A 15,351-nucleotide genomic window follows, 5' to 3' on the forward strand; every position below is an offset into this window, starting at 1 on the left:
AATCATCCATACCACTTGATGTAAATGCATCAAATCCTAATTCACCAGCACGAGCGTGAATATCATCGGCTACAGCTTTTAATGTATTGAAGTTTGTAATGTCTTCAACTTTATAACCAGCTTCTGCTAATAAAGTTTTATTAACAATAATTCCATATGTTTCATAACAATAACCAATAGAAGCTACTTCTTCTCCATTATATAAAGTAAAGTCATCTGTTGTTAATTCATTATAAATAGATGTGTCTTTTAAGTCGTAGCAATAATCTCCCCAAGTTTTAACCGCAGCAGAGTTTCCAACAACGAACAATGTAGGAGCTTCAGATTTGTCCATTTCTGCTGTTAATGTTTCCTGATACTTACCAGAAGCAGCTGTAACAACTTTAACTTCTACACCTGTTTCTTCTTTGTAGTCTTTTGCGATTTGTTGTAAAGCTTCATCGGCTTCTGGTTTAAAGTTTAACCAGTATACTTTTCCAGATGAATCACCACCAGATGAAGAACATCCAGCAAGCAAAGAACCAGCCATTGCGACTGAAACTGTTAATGATAAAAAATTCTTTTTCATACAATATACTTCTCCTTTTCTTTTTTATCCCACGTCTTTCGACGTATTAACTAATGTAAACGCTTTCCTATACTTCTAGGATACTCCTTTACCTTTGAATTTCCAACAAAAAAAGTGTGAAATTATTACTAAATTTCACACAATTTCGATTTATTTTGTAGTGAAGAAATACCACATCGAATCATAGACTCACAAGCTTCCTGGGTATAGAAAGCATAATGCTGTGTATATACTACATTTGGAAACTGTTTTAAATACAATAAATCACGATTATCAATGATTTTTACTCCAATATGTTCATGCATAACACCATTTTCTTCTTCTAAAGTATCAATACCCGCGCCAGCTATATATTCATCTTCTAAAGCTTGTATCAAGTCTTTGGTATTAATTAATTGTCCACGAGCTGTATTAATCAATATAACGCCTTTTTTCATTTTATGAATAGTTTCTTTATTGATCATGTGATAGTTTTTTTCATTTAAAGGTATATGAAGCGTAATAATATCGCTTTGAGCATACAATGTATCCAGATTTACATAAGAAACATATTGTTTCACGTCTTCGTTTTCATAAGGATCATAAGCTAATATACGACAGCCAAATCCACTTAAATTATGAATAACTGTTTTTCCAATTTTTCCGGTTCCAATAACTCCTACTGTTAAACTTCTTAATTCTCTTCCTTGTAGACCATCTAAAGAAAAATCATTCACCAGAGATCGACAAATCGATATTTTTGCTTTTCGAAGTAAAATCAACATCAGCATAAGCGTAAAATCCGCTACATTATTGGGTTCATAATAAGCATGGTATACATGAATGCCAATGGATTTTGCATAAGCTACATCAATGTGATCGTATCCAATTGTTCGTGTTGAAAGATGATAAATCTTATATTCTTTCATTTGATCTAGTAAAAAAGAATTGACTTTGCTGTATCCTAAAATAGAAATACCATCAAAGTTTTTAACTTTTTCAATGGAATCCAAGGTGAAAGATTCATTGAAAATGACAATTTCATCATTGTTTTTTTGTTGAATGTCTTTTAAAGTATTTACTTCAAAATCACAACAATCGAAAACAGCTATTTTCATTTTTTTCACTCCCTTTGAATCGATGCATCCACAGATGCATGACTTTTATGAATACATTTTCGCATGGATTCAATATTTTGTTCTAAAACACGATCAAATACATAAAATATACCCAGTAAATAAATAATCAATCCAATTCCTAATGAAATAAACCAAGCTCGAAAAAAAGAAATATGCAATAAAAGAACCATGGCATATAATATTGCCAAAACAAAAATCAAATCAAAGACTAGCACTTTTTTTTGAAATGCACGATTGGAAATACGATAAAAATATTTTTTTTCTGTTAAAAATTCTTTTGTTTCTTCATCAATATGCAAACTAAATTGTAGTTTAGGAAACATGGATTGAAATCTTGTTTTCTTTTTGTATTGAATTAATTGCTGCATTCTCAATAAACAAAATACCATTCCTTTTTCGTTTTGTTCTTTTTTATAACGAAGAAAAAAAACTTCACATAGCTTAATATAGTCGTTATCACTCATTTTGGCATCAATCATCGCATTTGCTAATTCATCAAGTCTTTCACTTAAAACATCAGAAAAAATTAATACATTGTCTTGTGCTCGTCTTTGAATTTCTTTAATAGATTGAAGAAAAATATCAGCCATTTTCTTTTTCCAAAATTGCTTCTAATGCACGGGCAATCTGGTCTGGACAAGATGTTGGTTTTGCCCCGCATCGAACGCCTTTTAAATCTGAAATCACAGATTCAATGCTTCTTCCTTGTACTAAACGAGAAATCCCCAGTAAATTTCCTGGACACCCTCCTTTAACAACTAGTTTTTGAATCACACCATTTTCAATATCAAAAACAAATTGTGAAGAACATACACCAGATGGTTTATATTGATAAGTTGACATTTTGTTTCCTTCCTTTCATTCTTTTTAAAATTTGTGAACTTAAATATCCTACACACATGCCACTGACATTGGATAGAGCCAGTAGAAGTGGTAAAAATAATTGCATAAAATATTGCTGATAAATGAAACAAATCGCTATGACTTGTCCAATATTGTGAAAACACGCACCTGTTATGCTAATGCCATAAATGGAAAACCAATGGCTTTTATATGCCAGACTCATGGCAATCAATGAAAAAATACATCCAGATAAAGATAACCAGAAAGAAACATTGAATAAAAGGCCTTGCAATAAAGAAGCCAGGAAGACGCGTAACAGACTTATGGTCCACATTTCTTTTTCACTCCATGTATAAAGAGCAAAAATTGATACAACATTCGCAAATCCAATTTTAAATCCGGGTACAATCCAGACAATTGATAAAAAACTTTCTAATATTTGAAAAACAATTCCCAATGCAACTAGAAAACTCATTTCTACAATTTTTTTCATTGAATCATCGTATCCTCTTGTTCTTTCTTTTCAATTTGGACAACTGTTTCATTGGGAAGACACACAATTGGCTGATTGGCACTGGAAACAAAGCCTTGTTTCGAACAAAGATGCTGCGGACTATTTTCCTGAGTAACTCGTACTTTTTCATCTTTGATTTCAATAACTACTTTTCCTAAAGTCCCTTCTACACTATAAATACCTTCTTGTGTTAAATCCAGACGAAGAACTTCTTCATTTTGAACTTGTACAACGACTTGTCCTTTTTGTTTTTGATTTAAAAATAAAGGAACCAGACAAACAAGAGAAGCCAACATAATTAAACAAATTAAAATTCGATCAGCTTTTGTCATATGTTAAATTATAGTCTTTTTACACAACATGCACAACAACTTCATATTCATTCCCATTTCCAAAACGATCACTTACTTTAACTAAAACAGTATAATCGCCTGCATTGGTTGTATCTAGAACAGGTGATGTGCTATAGGATACGCCAGATATATCAGTTGCTGGAAAATACTGGCTCCAATCTACAATGGTTCCTTTTGAAACTTGAATCGAAGATACTTTTTCTTGTACCGTTGGTGGTTGTGTATCTTTAATTTTGATTTTAAAATCAATGTTCTGACTTCCTGTTTTTAAATAAAAATCATATTCTCCAACAACAAGATAGTCTTGATTTCCTGTCACAAAGCGGTTATCTTTTTTCTTGACACCACTTGACTTACAAATGACTTCCATATTAGATAAATTTTTATTTTCGGCATCTTTGACATATAGAGCCGGATTGGCATAGACATCGTCTCCTAATTCTATCGTAAAGGTTTGTTTTGATAAAGTTACAGATTTTGAACATGCACACAATAATAAACATAAACACAGTATTATATATTTTTTCATGGTTCTTCCTCCATAAATTCCATAGCCATTTCCTTTATTTTATTTAATCGATGTTTCATTCCTGATTTGGAAATCACTTCTCCATAGGCTAAATAAACTTCATCACATAATTCATTTAAACTTGCTTCCGGAAATTTTTTTCGAATTTCCATCACTCGTTGTATCTTTTCATTGATTTTAACTTTATTCTTATTTTGTTCTAAAATTTCTATATATTTTAATTGTTTTTTTCCTGCCTTAATGGTTTTGACTTCATTGGCTAGTGCACAGTTATCTAAGCGAGACATGCTGTTATAAAAATCACGCAACGAACGGGCTTCTACAAAGTCCATCAAAGCTTTTGAGGCATTGCATAGCCGTAAAAAGTCTTCGATTTTTTCTCCTGCTTTTACATAAACTACATAATTATTTTTTCGTACTGTAATTTTACTTGGAATATAAAATCGCTCTAAAGCTTTTACAATTACATTGGCAAAGTTTTCATCTGTCGTTGACATTTCCAAATGATAATTCGTTGTTTTGGGATCGTTAATGCTTCCGCTTCCTAAAAAACAACCCGATAAAAAGGCACGTGCTTTTTTATCTGAGCGAATCATTTTCATACTTGGATATGTATGCAATCCTGTTTCTGTTAAAATTTGCAGGTCCTCTAATATTTCATTGGCTTTTTCATAGACTTGAATGCGATAGATGTTATTTTTTTTGAGTTGCATTTTCTTCAAAATCGATAAACGAGGATTGACTTGGTACATTGATTTAAAGAGTCTAAAAACATATTTGGCAATGGTCGCATTTTCACTTTGAAATGATAAATACATGCCTTGCCAGTTAATATGTACTGAGCCCTTCATCAGAAATAAAGCACATAATTGAACCTTGGCATCGCTTTGTTCTAGTTCTTCTTGACATATTTGATATTTTACATCGGCTGTAAAAGACATATTTTTCTCCTATAACGCATGAATAATTTCTTCCATTATGGTTTTCACTGCCATAGAGTCATGGCGAATTCGACTCTGTGCATCAAATTTAATTAAATTTCGTTTAATCACTTGATATGCATGCTGGTTTTCTTTTATTTCAATGGGATATGAGTTTTCCTTAGCATATCGATTTAAAATAGATTGTGGAATATAGGATTCATTAACAATAGCTACGTCCACACTTCCTGTATAGGAATGACTTTCAATAGCTCGAATATGATCTTCCACACTATATCCATCTGTTTCTCCGGGTTGACTCATCGCATTGCAGAAATATATTTTTGTGCATGGATTTTTTTGAATGGTCTTTTTTATGGGTTCTATTATTAAATTTGGTAAAATCGAAGTATATAATGAACCAATTCCATATACAATTAAATCGGCTTCTTCAATGGCTGTTATAGCTTGTGGGTAGGGCTGTACATTTTGCTGGTAAAATACATGGTCAATTGAGTTACAGACTACAGGAATATTTTTTTCTCCTCGAACCAATGTACCATCTTTCATCATGGCATACAATGTTACATTATCTAACGTACTGGGAATGATTTTCCCTTTTACATTTAGAACACGGCTCATAGCTTGAATGGCACCAATAAAGGATCCTGTAATATCAATCAAAGCTAAAAAAATCAGGTTTCCCAAGTTATGACCTCCTACGTCTTCATTTCCCTGAAAACGATAGCTCAATAAATCACGAAACAAATTTTCGTCTTCATCCATGGCCATAGAACATAATACATGACGAATATCTCCCATAGCCGGGATATTATAGGTTTCACGTATTCTTCCTGTACTTCCACCATCATCGGCCACTGTAACAATGGCAGTAATTTGAACGTCTTTGATTTTTTTCATTCCCATCAACATAGAACTTAATCCTGTTCCACCGCCAATCACAACAACTTTTTTCATATTTCATTCACCCCAATATCTCGATGTGATTTTAAACAATAATATTGATTTTTATATATATCATATAGCCAGTTACAAATAGAAACAGAGCGGTGTTGTCCTCCTGTACATCCGATGGCAACGACTAATTGCGAACGATTTTGTTTATCATATTCTTTTAAAACAAGATCTAGCCAGGTTTTTAGTTTTTCACAAAAAGAAATGGTATGCTCGTTTTCCATCACAAATTGATACACTTCTAAATCATTTCCTGTTTTGGGTTTCAGTTCTTGAATATAAAATGGATTGGGTAAAAAACGTACGTCCAGTATCATGTCTGCATCTAAGGGTACGCCTTTTTTAAATCCAAAAGATTGAAATGTAATCGCTAATCCTACTTTGTCATCCATTTTAAATCGATTGCGAATACGATTTCCTAATTCGGATGTTGTCATTTTTGTCGTATCAATGCGAATCAGATTTTCATCTTCTAAATCGACTTGCTGAAAATAGGAACGTTCTCTTTCAATAGCTTTTTCAAGAGTATCGGCTAAATGAAAAGCCATCATGGGATGTAGTCTTCGAGTGAATCGATAACGAAGCAATAATTCATCGTCCTGGGCATCTAAAAATAAGACACGTAGGTGTATATCCATTTTTTTGAATGCGTTATAAAATAAACTATAATTAATGGCACTGACAGAAAATGCGATTTTTTCATAGGTATCAGATTCATATATTAAATCTTTTAATTCAGACAATAATTCTTTTGGATAGTTTTCAATGCAATAGTATCCCATATCCTCTAATGCATTCACTGAACTTGTTTTTCCAGCTCCAGACATTCCTGTAATTAATACGATATTTTTTTTCATATCCAGGATTCCTCCTCATTTATTTTTTTGTAATAATTATACCAATTGTGACTCAAATTGACAAAAATTAAAAATATATGATAGTATTCAAATATGAATACTAGAAAAGTCAAATGGCTTCGTTTTTCCCTGGTCTTTCTTTTAACGGGATGCATTCTTGTTTTATTGACATTGGGTTGTATGAAACTTTCGGAATTTCTTCATCCAACAAAATACATTGCTTCAAGCGAAAATGTCATGGAAATCAAGATTCCTTATAAAAAAGATGGAGAAATTGTTGAAGATGTTTTGAAATTAACACGTGGAAGTGAAGTCGAAATTAGAGAGAGTAAAGCTTCTGTTAGTCTGGTTCGCTATGAAAATGTAGAATTTGAAATTGATAATCAATATTTATGTGATTCTTTAGATGAATGTGTACAAACAGATTATGTCTATCCTAGGCGTCTTATTAATTTATTTGAAAATAAAAATGGTAAATTAAGTGATGTGACAGTGGAAAAAGGAGAAGAAATAGAAGTGGTTTCTGTTTCTGGTAAGGACTTGAATCTGGATACTGGGGTTGTGAATTGGTATAAAGTTAAAAAGAATTCAAAGAATTACTGGATCAATGGTTATTATGTTGAAACGTCTTTAGAAGCAAGCAATAAAACATATTCGAATTCCGTTGTATATTCTACATATTGGGATCAGTATTATGGCGATGGCTATTCAAAAGATGCTTATATAACACAAGTGGATTACAAGCCTTTTGCACAAGTCTCTTATGAAAATAATTCAATCATTTCGGATTTGAATGTTGTTCATACAAATCTGGATACTTTAATTTCCAATAAATCTTATTTTCTGGAATTAAAGAAACATACTGCTATTAATTCAATTTGTGTTGAATTAAAAGGAGATGAAGGATATATATGGTATGAAAGTGATGTGCCTTCGAAATATATGTCAAAAGACAATGAAGTATGTAATTATGCTTCTTTAACAAAAGATCAGTTGTCTAAATTGTTCAAAGAATTCCAGGATGAGGGATATTATATTATTGCGCGTTTAGTTACATTTAAAGATAAATTGTTTGCGGAAAATGATGTGGATGCGGCTTTAACGGATAAAAAAGGTAATTTGTTGTTGCATAATAATTCGTATTGGCCTTCGGCTTATTCTAGAAAGGCCTGGATGTATAATGTGGACATTGCTAAAGAAGTGGCACAATGCAATGTCAATGAAATTCAATTTGACTATGTTCGTTTTCCAGATGGTACGCTTCAGAATTCATTGGATAATTCCATTGATTTTAAAAATGAATACAATGAAAGTAAGGTTGCGGCTTTACAAGGTTTTCTCATGTATGCCAAAACTTGTTTAATGGAATATGAGGTCTATGTAGCAGCCGATATCTTTGCCTGGCCAATAGTGGCTGAAGATGATCAAGATATTGGTCAGTTTTTACCGGCTATGGCCTCGGTTGTAGATGTTATTAGTCCTATGCCGTATTTGGATCATTTTTCTAAGGGTTCTATGGGCATTGAGGATCCAACAACAAAACCTGAAGAAACCTTGACGCAATTTTCTTTGATCACAAAGCGTCAATTGGATAAGATTCAATCAACTTGTATTTATCGAACATGGATTCAAGGTTATTCTTGCAGCAGTGAAGACATTAAAAAACAGATTCAAGGAATTAATAATGCTGGTTTTGAGGGGTATATGATTTGGTATGGAAATGGATATCCTTCGGATTTATCAAGAGTAGAAGATGGTTTTGTTAGTAGTAAAATAGAAGAGAGCTAGAATTTTAGCTCTCTTTTAATGTCTTCTAAAGAAATGGGTCCTTCTCTAAGAATTTGCAGAGTTTGACAATCTAAAATGGTACTAGCCTGTAAAGCTTTGCATGTTCCATATATAATTCCATCTATGTTTGGCAATTCTTTTTGGGCTTGTTCAAACGTGATGGATGTCGGGTTTCCGCTTTGATTGGCACTGGTCACAAAAAGTGGTGAAGATAATTGGTCCATAACTTGAAGAAGAAAGTTCTGGTCTGGAATTCGAATGGCAATGGTTTCTTTTCCGTTTGTATAGTTTTTAAATTCTTTTTTTACTGGTAATATCAATGTCAAGGGACCTGGTAAAAACGCATTGATTATTTTTTTTGTTTGTTCATTTACAATGGCTAATGACTTCACTTGTTTTAGATTTGAACACATTACTGGAATGGGTTTAGTTTCTATGCGGTTTTTTGCTTGTTTTAGATGTTGTAAATTGTCATATCCCACTTTTACGCCTACGCCATAAACGGTATCGGTTGGAAATGCCAGTATTTGATTGTTTTCAAATGCTTTTACAATGTTTTCAATGTCATTTTGGTTAAATATCAGCATATTTTTCACTTCCATTCTTAGTTATGATAAAATAAATAAACGAAAGGAGTCAACCTTATGTTTGAAAAAACAATTGCAGCTATTTCTACAGCACTTCAAGATGGAGCTATTTCTATTGTTCGTTTGAGTGGAAATCAGGCGATTGAAATTGTTCAAAAAGTATTTGATCGAAATATTTTGCATGCAAAGAGCCATACAATTCATTATGGCTTTATTATGGATGGTGAATCACCTGTAGATGAGGTACTGGTATCTATTTTTAGAGCACCTAAAACATATACAACAGAAGATGTTGTGGAAATCAATTGTCATGGTGGTGTTTTTATTACGCGAAAAATTTTATCGCTTGTGCTTCAAAATGGAGCGTCTTTAGCACAAAGTGGTGAATTTACACAGCGTGCTTTTTATCATGGACGAATTGATTTAAGCCAGGCAGAAGCTGTACAAGATATGATTGAGGCTTCTAATGATCGAGCAAGTCAAATGGCTATTTATGGAATTAAGGGAAGTGTTAAAAAATTACTGCAACCTTTAATTGATGGTATTATGGATATTATTGCACAAATTGAAGTCAATATTGATTATCCGGAATATGAAGATATCGAACAACTGACGACACAGGATTTAATTCCAAAAACAAGAGTCTGGTTAGAAAAAATCGATATGATTTTAAAACAATCGCAAACGGGTCAATTATATAAGCGTGGCATTGATACCGTTATTGTGGGTAAACCCAATGTTGGTAAGAGTTCTTTATTGAATGCTTTATTAGAAGAAGATAAGGCCATTGTTACAGATATTGCTGGTACAACGCGTGATATTGTCGAGGGACAAATTCATATTGGTTCTTTGCAATTAAATTTAATTGATACGGCTGGGATTCGTGAATCAAGTGATCGTATTGAACAAATTGGAATTGAAAAGAGTCAGGAAAAATTAAATCAAGCAAAGCTTGTGATTTTATTAATGGATGGTAGTCAAGATTTAGATGAACAAGATCAGGTTTTATTGGATTTAACAAAGGATAAAGAGCGTTTAATTGTTTATAATAAAGGGGATTTGAAAGTTCGAGATGGAATTTGTATTAGTGCCAAGGAGAAAAGAATTCAGCCTTTGTTGGATGCCATTGAAAGTTTGTATGAAAAAAACTTGTTGAAAGAGAATCCAATTTTATCAAATGAAAGACAAATTGGATTGTTACAACAAGCAAAAGATGATATGAATCGTGCTTTAGATGCGATGTTACTGGGTGTTGAACCAGATTTAATTGAAATTGATATTCAATTGGCCCATGATCATTTAAAAGAAATTTTGGGTCAAGTGCATCGAGACGATTTATTAGATACTTTATTTTCAAATTTTTGTCTGGGAAAATAGTTTATATTTTTTTAATAGTTCGTCTTCCCTTTTTTAATTGAATGGATTCATTTTTTTGAATTGCCTGAAGAATCGCGTATTTGGCTTGCATACGTGATTTTTTTAATGTATCTAAATCAGGTAGATTTTTACTTTGAATACATAGACTATTGCTTCCAATCACTAGTTCTGCCATTTTTTCCTGATCAAAAGCAAATTCACAAAATGATTCGAGTTTTTGTTTTTGTGAATCATTTAATTGTTCTTCCTGTTTTTGTATTTCTTTTTCTAAATAAAATAGTTTTGTGTTTTCAACCACATCTTCAAATATTCCATCATAGAGTTTATAATATCCGTTTTCACTTAAATATGCATCAAGTTCCATAATTTCATGAGCCAATTGATCTGTCATTTCAGTTTTACGAATCTGTAATGCTAATTTGTCTAAATATTTTCGTTGTTGACGAGTATTATTGATTTTTTTGAATTCATTTAGCATTTAATTTCTCCATTTCTAATAATTGTTTTTTGAGTTCTAATCCAAGAGCATAGCCTTTTAAAGAACCGTCTTTTCCAATCACTCGATGACATGGAATCACAAATGGAAGCGGGTTGTTGTGAATGGCATTGCCGACTGCCTGACTTGCATTAGGGTTTCCAATAGCTTTTGCAATGTCTTGATATGTTTTAGTTTGACCATAGGGAATCTTAAATACTTCTTTAAGGACTTTTCGTTGAAACAGGCTTCCTGTAATACGAATGGGAATATCAAATTCTGTTCGTTTTTCTTCAAAATAGGCGTATAATTCTTCAAAAGCCAAATCTAAAAAATGGCTTTCGTCGTTTCCATGATTTCCTTTTTTGATAGCGACTAAAAAATGATTTTCCTCAAATAATGTAAAAATTCCATATTTTGTTGTGTATGAACGTGCTCGCATAAATTAAGTATAGGTGTTTCCTTCAAAAATGCAAGATAAAAAAAGAATCCAGGCATTTTTTGTCTGGATTCAATGGGTTTTATTTTTCAATAATGGATTCATTCCAACTTGGATGTGGTTCTAATCCAAGTAATTCTGTAACAGTAGCAGCTACATTAGACAATCCTAAGTTTGGATCTTGTTTACATTTCACATCCGCTCCATAAACAATAAAAGGAACAGGTGCCAATGTATGACTTGTTTTGCTTTCATCATCAGCATTTCCGTGGTCAGCACAAATCAATAAGATTCCATTCACTTTATCAACGGATTCAATAACACGTGCTAATGCTAAGTCAACGGATTCAACACCAATGATAGTAGCTGGTAAAGAACCAGTATGTCCAACCATGTCTCCATTTGGATAGTTTGTACGAATAAAGTCGTAGTCACCACTTTCAATGGCTGCACATAATTGATCTGTAATTTCAGCGGCTTTCATCCATGGGCGTTGATCAAATGGAACAACATCGGATGGAATTTCGACATATGTTTCTAAGTTTTCATCAAATTTTTCAGAACGATTTCCATTCCAGAAATATGTAACATGTCCATATTTTTGTGTTTCACTGATTGCATATTCACGAATATTGTGTTTACATAATTCTTCTGTTAATGTGTTTTTAATTTTTGGTGGTTCTGTTAAATAATGTAAAGGAATTTGTAAATCCGCATCGTATTGTAACATTCCCGCAAATTTTACATTTGGAACTTTTACTCGATCAAATTTATCAAAGTTTTCATCTCCATCAAAGGCCAAAGAAATTTCTTGTGCACGGTCCCCTCTGAAGTTAAATAAAATAACACTATCTCCATCATCAATTGTTCCAACTGGTTTACCATCTTTTGCGATAACAAATCCAGGTAAATCCTGATCCACTACTCCTGTTTCCTGGCGATATGTTTCAATAGCTTGCGTAGCAGATTCGAATTGTCTTCCTTCACCCATTACATGAATTTTCCATCCAGCTTCTACCATTGCCCAGTTTGCTTCGTATCGATCCATTGTGATTTGCATACGTCCACCACCAGAAGCAATAATCGCATTAAATGTATCGTCATTTAAATCTTTCATGAAGTTTTCGATTTCATCGATATATTGTAAGGCACTTGTTGCAGGAACGTCACGTCCATCTAATAAAGCATGTACACGTACTTCTTTTACGCCTTCTTTTTTGGCTTGTGCAATTAAGGCTTTTAAATGATTGATGTGTGAATGCACATTTCCATCAGATAACAATCCTAAGAAATGCATTTTAGAATTTTGTGCATTAGCCACTAAATCTTTCCATGTTTTTGAATTAAATAATTCACCACTTTCAATGTTTTCATTAACTAGTTTAGCACCTTGTGAATACACTTGACCACATCCCAAAGCATTGTGTCCAACTTCACTATTTCCCATATCACCATCTGTAGGAAGTCCAACAGCTAATCCATGGGCTCTTAATTGTGTATGTGGGCATTCATTCCATAATTTGTCCAATGTTGGTTTGTTGGCAAGAGCCACTGCGTTATTTTTTTTGTCTTCACGGATTCCAATTCCATCCATGACCACTAATACAACAGGTCTTTTACTCATGTAGTTTATCCTCCAATTTTACATAAAAATAGTATCACTAAATTTCTTTGAATTCAATCTTTGATGGTTTTGGTGTATACTTATTCTACAGAAATGAGGATTATTATGCATCGTTTTCAATATTATAAAGTCGCTGCGGCAACACCAAGTGTCAGTATTGGTGATCCCTATGCGAACAAAAAAGAAATACTGGATATTGTTTCAAAAGTTCCAGAAGATACACAATTAATTGTTTTTCCTGAATTATGTATTTCTGGTTATACGTGTCAGGATTTATTTTATGAAGATGTTTTACTATCATCTTCAAAACAGGTTTTATATGAGTTATCACAGGAAATACGTGATAACGTAGCGGTTGTTGTTGGTCTTCCTTTAATTATTGGTCAAAAATTATTTAATTGTGCTGCTTTTTTATTTAATCAAAAAATATTAGGAATTTATGTGAAAACATATATTCCTATGTACAATGAATTTTATGAAAAAAGATGGTTTTCATCCAGTAAAGAATTAGATACAGACTTTATTCAAATTCAAGATCAAATCGTTCCTGTTTCAAATAAAATAGTCTTTAAAGATGTTACAACGATGGCAACCATTGGAATAGAAATTTGTGAAGATTTATGGGTAACCATACCAATGAGTTCTTGTCATGCTTTAGCAGGCGCTAATGTATTAGTAAATCCAAGTGCTTCGAATGAATTAATTGCCAAGAAAAAATATCGCACAGATTTAATTATGAATCAAAGTGCACGTGCATACAGTGGGTATATTTATTCTTCATGTGGAAGTGATGAAAGTAGTTCTGACTTAGTTTTTTCGGGTCATAATTTAATTTGCGAGAATGGTACTTTATTAAAGGAATCTGTTAATGAGAAATTCATTGTTTCGGAGTTGGATCTTTCTCATTTAATGCATGATCGAATTCATTTTAAAACAAGTATGGAACCTATTTTAGATGATTATATTGTGATAGAGTATCAATCAGAACCATTTGATTCCATTTCTTTATCAAGAAAAATCAATGCACATCCTTTTGTTCCTGGTCAATTAAATCACAGAATTTCTCGTTGCCAGGAAATTCTTCAAATTCAGGCTCAAGGTTTAGCAACACGTTTAAAGAAAATTCATTGTGATCAAGTTATTATTGGTATATCGGGTGGATTAGATTCAACATTAGCTTTACTTGTATGTAATGAAGCTTTTAAGATAAACGGATTTGATAATAAAGGTATTCATGCCATTACAATGCCTGGTTTTGGAACAACAAAACGAACAAAAAATAATGCGCAGTTATTAATGGATTTATTGCATGTTTCCAGTGAAGAAATCAGCATTGTTCCTGGTGTTTTACAGCATTTTAAGGATATTGAACACGATGAAAGTATTCATAATATTACATATGAAAATGCGCAGGCACGTCAGAGAACTTATATTTTAATGGATTTAGCCAATAAATATAATGGAATTGTTGTTGGAACAGGAGATTTAAGTGAATTGGCATTGGGTTGGTGTACCTATAATGGAGATCATATGAGCATGTATGCTGTCAATGCATCCGTTCCTAAGACTCTGGTTCGCTATATTGTTGAAAGTTATGCATTAAAAGAAGAACAACTTCATGATGTATTATTTGATATATGTGATACACCGGTATCTCCTGAACTTCTTCCTCCTGATTCTCAAGGAAAAATTCAACAAAAAACAGAAGAAGTATTGGGTTCATATGATTTACATGATTTCTTTTTGTATCATATGCTTCGTTTTCATGAAGAACCAAAGAAAATTTATGAATTGTCTGTATTAGCTTTTCCAAATGTTAATAAAAAAACAATTCAAAAAGCCATCCATACATTCTATCATCGTTTCTTTACACAACAATTCAAACGGAATTGTATGCCAGATGGTGTAAAAGTAGGAAGTATTTGTTTCTCTCCAAGAGGTGACTGGCGTATGCCAAGTGATGCATCTAGTGCATTATGGAAAAAACAATTAGAAAATTTAGAATAAAAAAACAAGTGGTTTGTGAACATAACACAAACCACATTTTTTTGGCTCATACTAAACAATCATTTGATTTTGTAAGCCATTCTTTTACCTGAGACACACTACATTCTACAAATTCTGCAATATCTTTTATATCCATTCCTTTGATTTTTAGTTTATAAGCAGTTTTTATTTTTTCCTCAAGTTTTCCTTTTGCTTCTCCTTGAGATATTCCTTGAGATATTCCTTGAGATATTCCCTGAGCGAATCCCTCAAGTCTTCCACTTTCTCTTATTTCTTCCATGATCTCACACATGTTTTTCACCTCCATATTTCCGGTTTTCAATTGTTTGACAGCTTCTTTAAGTTCTATCGTTTTCATTTCTCGATAATCACTGCAT

General features: G+C 32.6%; 17 protein-coding genes and 1 pseudogene. 3 read left to right on the forward strand and 15 right to left on the reverse strand.

The genetic code is table 11. The features are described from left to right. From ACI32A_RS02125 to rapZ, 10 genes are all read right to left on the reverse strand, one after another. The coding region (locus tag ACI32A_RS02125) for an extracellular solute-binding protein (RefSeq protein WP_439753372.1) at positions 1 to 568 on the reverse strand (568 nt) is incomplete at its 3' end. Between the two features lie 128 nt (positions 569 to 696). Then, on the reverse strand, positions 697 to 1,665 hold the full coding sequence (locus ACI32A_RS02130; protein ID WP_439753373.1) for an NAD(P)-dependent oxidoreductase: 969 nt from the start codon (positions 1,663 to 1,665) through the stop codon (positions 697 to 699). Positions 1,666 to 1,670: 5 nt separating this feature from the next. Further along, positions 1,671 to 2,276 carry a hypothetical protein gene (locus ACI32A_RS02135; RefSeq protein WP_439753374.1) on the reverse strand — a complete coding sequence of 202 codons (606 nt, stop codon included), beginning with the start codon at positions 2,274 to 2,276 and terminating at the stop codon, positions 1,671 to 1,673. Further along, positions 2,269 to 2,529, reverse strand: coding sequence for a TIGR03905 family TSCPD domain-containing protein (locus ACI32A_RS02140; protein ID WP_439753375.1), 261 nt, complete (start codon positions 2,527 to 2,529; stop codon positions 2,269 to 2,271). Before ACI32A_RS02140 ends, ACI32A_RS02135 begins: the two co-directional genes overlap by 8 nt. Beyond that, on the reverse strand, positions 2,510 to 3,022 hold the full coding sequence (locus ACI32A_RS02145) for a Gx transporter family protein (RefSeq protein ID WP_439753376.1): 513 nt from the start codon (positions 3,020 to 3,022) through the stop codon (positions 2,510 to 2,512). The genes ACI32A_RS02140 and ACI32A_RS02145 overlap by 20 nt, the downstream gene beginning before the upstream one ends. Next, positions 3,019 to 3,375: a NusG domain II-containing protein gene (locus tag ACI32A_RS02150; protein WP_439753377.1), complete on the reverse strand. Its 357-nt coding sequence runs from the start codon at positions 3,373 to 3,375 to the stop codon at positions 3,019 to 3,021. Before ACI32A_RS02150 ends, ACI32A_RS02145 begins: the two co-directional genes overlap by 4 nt. Before the next feature lie 19 nt (positions 3,376 to 3,394). Next, complete coding sequence (locus ACI32A_RS02155; RefSeq protein WP_439753378.1) at positions 3,395 to 3,925, reverse strand: hypothetical protein; 531 nt, start codon at positions 3,923 to 3,925, stop codon at positions 3,395 to 3,397. Then, positions 3,922 to 4,866, reverse strand: coding sequence for a DNA-binding protein WhiA (gene whiA / locus ACI32A_RS02160; protein WP_439753379.1), 945 nt, complete (start codon positions 4,864 to 4,866; stop codon positions 3,922 to 3,924). The genes ACI32A_RS02155 and whiA overlap by 4 nt, the downstream gene beginning before the upstream one ends. A 9-nt stretch (positions 4,867 to 4,875) precedes the next feature. Then, positions 4,876 to 5,823 (reverse strand): gluconeogenesis factor YvcK family protein, encoded by a 948-nt coding sequence (locus tag ACI32A_RS02165; protein ID WP_439753380.1) that lies wholly within the window; start codon positions 5,821 to 5,823, stop codon positions 4,876 to 4,878. After that, a complete protein-coding gene (gene rapZ, locus ACI32A_RS02170) occupies positions 5,820 to 6,677 on the reverse strand; it encodes an RNase adapter RapZ (RefSeq protein ID WP_439753381.1) in 858 nt (285 codons plus the stop codon). The genes ACI32A_RS02165 and rapZ overlap by 4 nt, the downstream gene beginning before the upstream one ends. A 93-nt stretch (positions 6,678 to 6,770) precedes the next feature. Here rapZ and ACI32A_RS02175 point away from each other — a divergent pair, with 93 nt between their 5' ends. Then, entirely contained in the window at positions 6,771 to 8,465 is a 1,695-nt protein-coding gene (locus ACI32A_RS02175; protein ID WP_439753382.1) for a putative glycoside hydrolase, read from the forward strand. On the opposite strand, the gene ACI32A_RS02180 is transcribed toward ACI32A_RS02175, so the two are convergent. Further along, on the reverse strand, positions 8,462 to 9,052 hold the full coding sequence (locus tag ACI32A_RS02180; protein WP_439753383.1) for an L-threonylcarbamoyladenylate synthase: 591 nt from the start codon (positions 9,050 to 9,052) through the stop codon (positions 8,462 to 8,464). The genes ACI32A_RS02175 and ACI32A_RS02180 overlap by 4 nt on opposite strands. Positions 9,053 to 9,109: 57 nt before the next feature. Here ACI32A_RS02180 and mnmE point away from each other — a divergent pair, with 57 nt between their 5' ends. Continuing rightward, a complete protein-coding gene (gene mnmE / locus ACI32A_RS02185) occupies positions 9,110 to 10,429 on the forward strand; it encodes a tRNA uridine-5-carboxymethylaminomethyl(34) synthesis GTPase MnmE (protein WP_439753384.1) in 1,320 nt (439 codons plus the stop codon). 1 nt (position 10,430) lies between these two features. On the opposite strand, the gene ACI32A_RS02190 is transcribed toward mnmE, so the two are convergent. The 3 genes from ACI32A_RS02190 to gpmI form a co-directional block, all read right to left on the reverse strand. Continuing rightward, positions 10,431 to 10,907, reverse strand: coding sequence for a hypothetical protein (locus ACI32A_RS02190; RefSeq protein ID WP_439753385.1), 477 nt, complete (start codon positions 10,905 to 10,907; stop codon positions 10,431 to 10,433). After that, positions 10,897 to 11,346: a methylated-DNA--[protein]-cysteine S-methyltransferase gene (locus ACI32A_RS02195; protein WP_439753386.1), complete on the reverse strand. Its 450-nt coding sequence runs from the start codon at positions 11,344 to 11,346 to the stop codon at positions 10,897 to 10,899. Before ACI32A_RS02195 ends, ACI32A_RS02190 begins: the two co-directional genes overlap by 11 nt. A 79-nt stretch (positions 11,347 to 11,425) precedes the next feature. Continuing rightward, the gene (gene gpmI, locus ACI32A_RS02200; RefSeq protein ID WP_439753387.1) at positions 11,426 to 12,967 is read right to left on the reverse strand and encodes a 2,3-bisphosphoglycerate-independent phosphoglycerate mutase; all 1,542 of its coding nucleotides are present in this window, start codon (positions 12,965 to 12,967) and stop codon (positions 11,426 to 11,428) included. Positions 12,968 to 13,072: 105 nt separating this feature from the next. Between gpmI and ACI32A_RS02205 the strand changes: the two genes are divergently transcribed. Continuing rightward, positions 13,073 to 14,974 (forward strand): NAD(+) synthase, encoded by a 1,902-nt coding sequence (locus tag ACI32A_RS02205; RefSeq protein ID WP_439753388.1) that lies wholly within the window; start codon positions 13,073 to 13,075, stop codon positions 14,972 to 14,974. A gap of 46 nt (positions 14,975 to 15,020) precedes the next feature. Here the strand turns inward: ACI32A_RS02205 and ACI32A_RS02210 are convergent. Beyond that, positions 15,021 to 15,351, reverse strand: a pseudogene (locus ACI32A_RS02210) (hypothetical protein); the annotation flags it as partial.

The sequence above is a fragment of the Floccifex sp. genome, assembly GCF_051873555.1.
In the GTDB taxonomy this organism is placed as follows: Bacteria; Bacillota_I; Bacilli_A; order Erysipelotrichales; family Erysipelotrichaceae; genus Floccifex.

Excerpts from the sequence above, each read along its gene's own strand:
- ACI32A_RS02145 (WP_439753376.1), bottom strand. The coding sequence starts at position 3,022 with ATGAAAAAAATTGTAGAAATGAGTTTTCTAGTTGCATTGGGAATTGTT.
- ACI32A_RS02130 (WP_439753373.1), bottom strand. The coding sequence starts at position 1,665 with ATGAAAATAGCTGTTTTCGATTGTTGTGATTTTGAAGTAAATACTTTA.
- gpmI (WP_439753387.1), bottom strand. The coding sequence starts at position 12,967 with ATGAGTAAAAGACCTGTTGTATTAGTGGTCATGGATGGAATTGGAATC.
- ACI32A_RS02165 (WP_439753380.1), bottom strand. The coding sequence starts at position 5,823 with ATGAAAAAAGTTGTTGTGATTGGCGGTGGAACAGGATTAAGTTCTATG.
- ACI32A_RS02205 (WP_439753388.1), top strand. The coding sequence starts at position 13,073 with ATGCATCGTTTTCAATATTATAAAGTCGCTGCGGCAACACCAAGTGTC.
- ACI32A_RS02175 (WP_439753382.1), top strand. The coding sequence starts at position 6,771 with ATGAATACTAGAAAAGTCAAATGGCTTCGTTTTTCCCTGGTCTTTCTT.
- ACI32A_RS02195 (WP_439753386.1), bottom strand. The coding sequence starts at position 11,346 with ATGCGAGCACGTTCATACACAACAAAATATGGAATTTTTACATTATTT.
- ACI32A_RS02180 (WP_439753383.1), bottom strand. The coding sequence starts at position 9,052 with ATGCTGATATTTAACCAAAATGACATTGAAAACATTGTAAAAGCATTT.
- ACI32A_RS02190 (WP_439753385.1), bottom strand. The coding sequence starts at position 10,907 with ATGCTAAATGAATTCAAAAAAATCAATAATACTCGTCAACAACGAAAA.
- ACI32A_RS02140 (WP_439753375.1), bottom strand. The coding sequence starts at position 2,529 with ATGTCAACTTATCAATATAAACCATCTGGTGTATGTTCTTCACAATTT.
- whiA (WP_439753379.1), bottom strand. The coding sequence starts at position 4,866 with ATGTCTTTTACAGCCGATGTAAAATATCAAATATGTCAAGAAGAACTA.
- rapZ (WP_439753381.1), bottom strand. The coding sequence starts at position 6,677 with ATGAAAAAAAATATCGTATTAATTACAGGAATGTCTGGAGCTGGAAAA.
- ACI32A_RS02155 (WP_439753378.1), bottom strand. The coding sequence starts at position 3,925 with ATGAAAAAATATATAATACTGTGTTTATGTTTATTATTGTGTGCATGT.
- ACI32A_RS02135 (WP_439753374.1), bottom strand. The coding sequence starts at position 2,276 with ATGGCTGATATTTTTCTTCAATCTATTAAAGAAATTCAAAGACGAGCA.
- mnmE (WP_439753384.1), top strand. The coding sequence starts at position 9,110 with ATGTTTGAAAAAACAATTGCAGCTATTTCTACAGCACTTCAAGATGGA.
- ACI32A_RS02150 (WP_439753377.1), bottom strand. The coding sequence starts at position 3,375 with ATGACAAAAGCTGATCGAATTTTAATTTGTTTAATTATGTTGGCTTCT.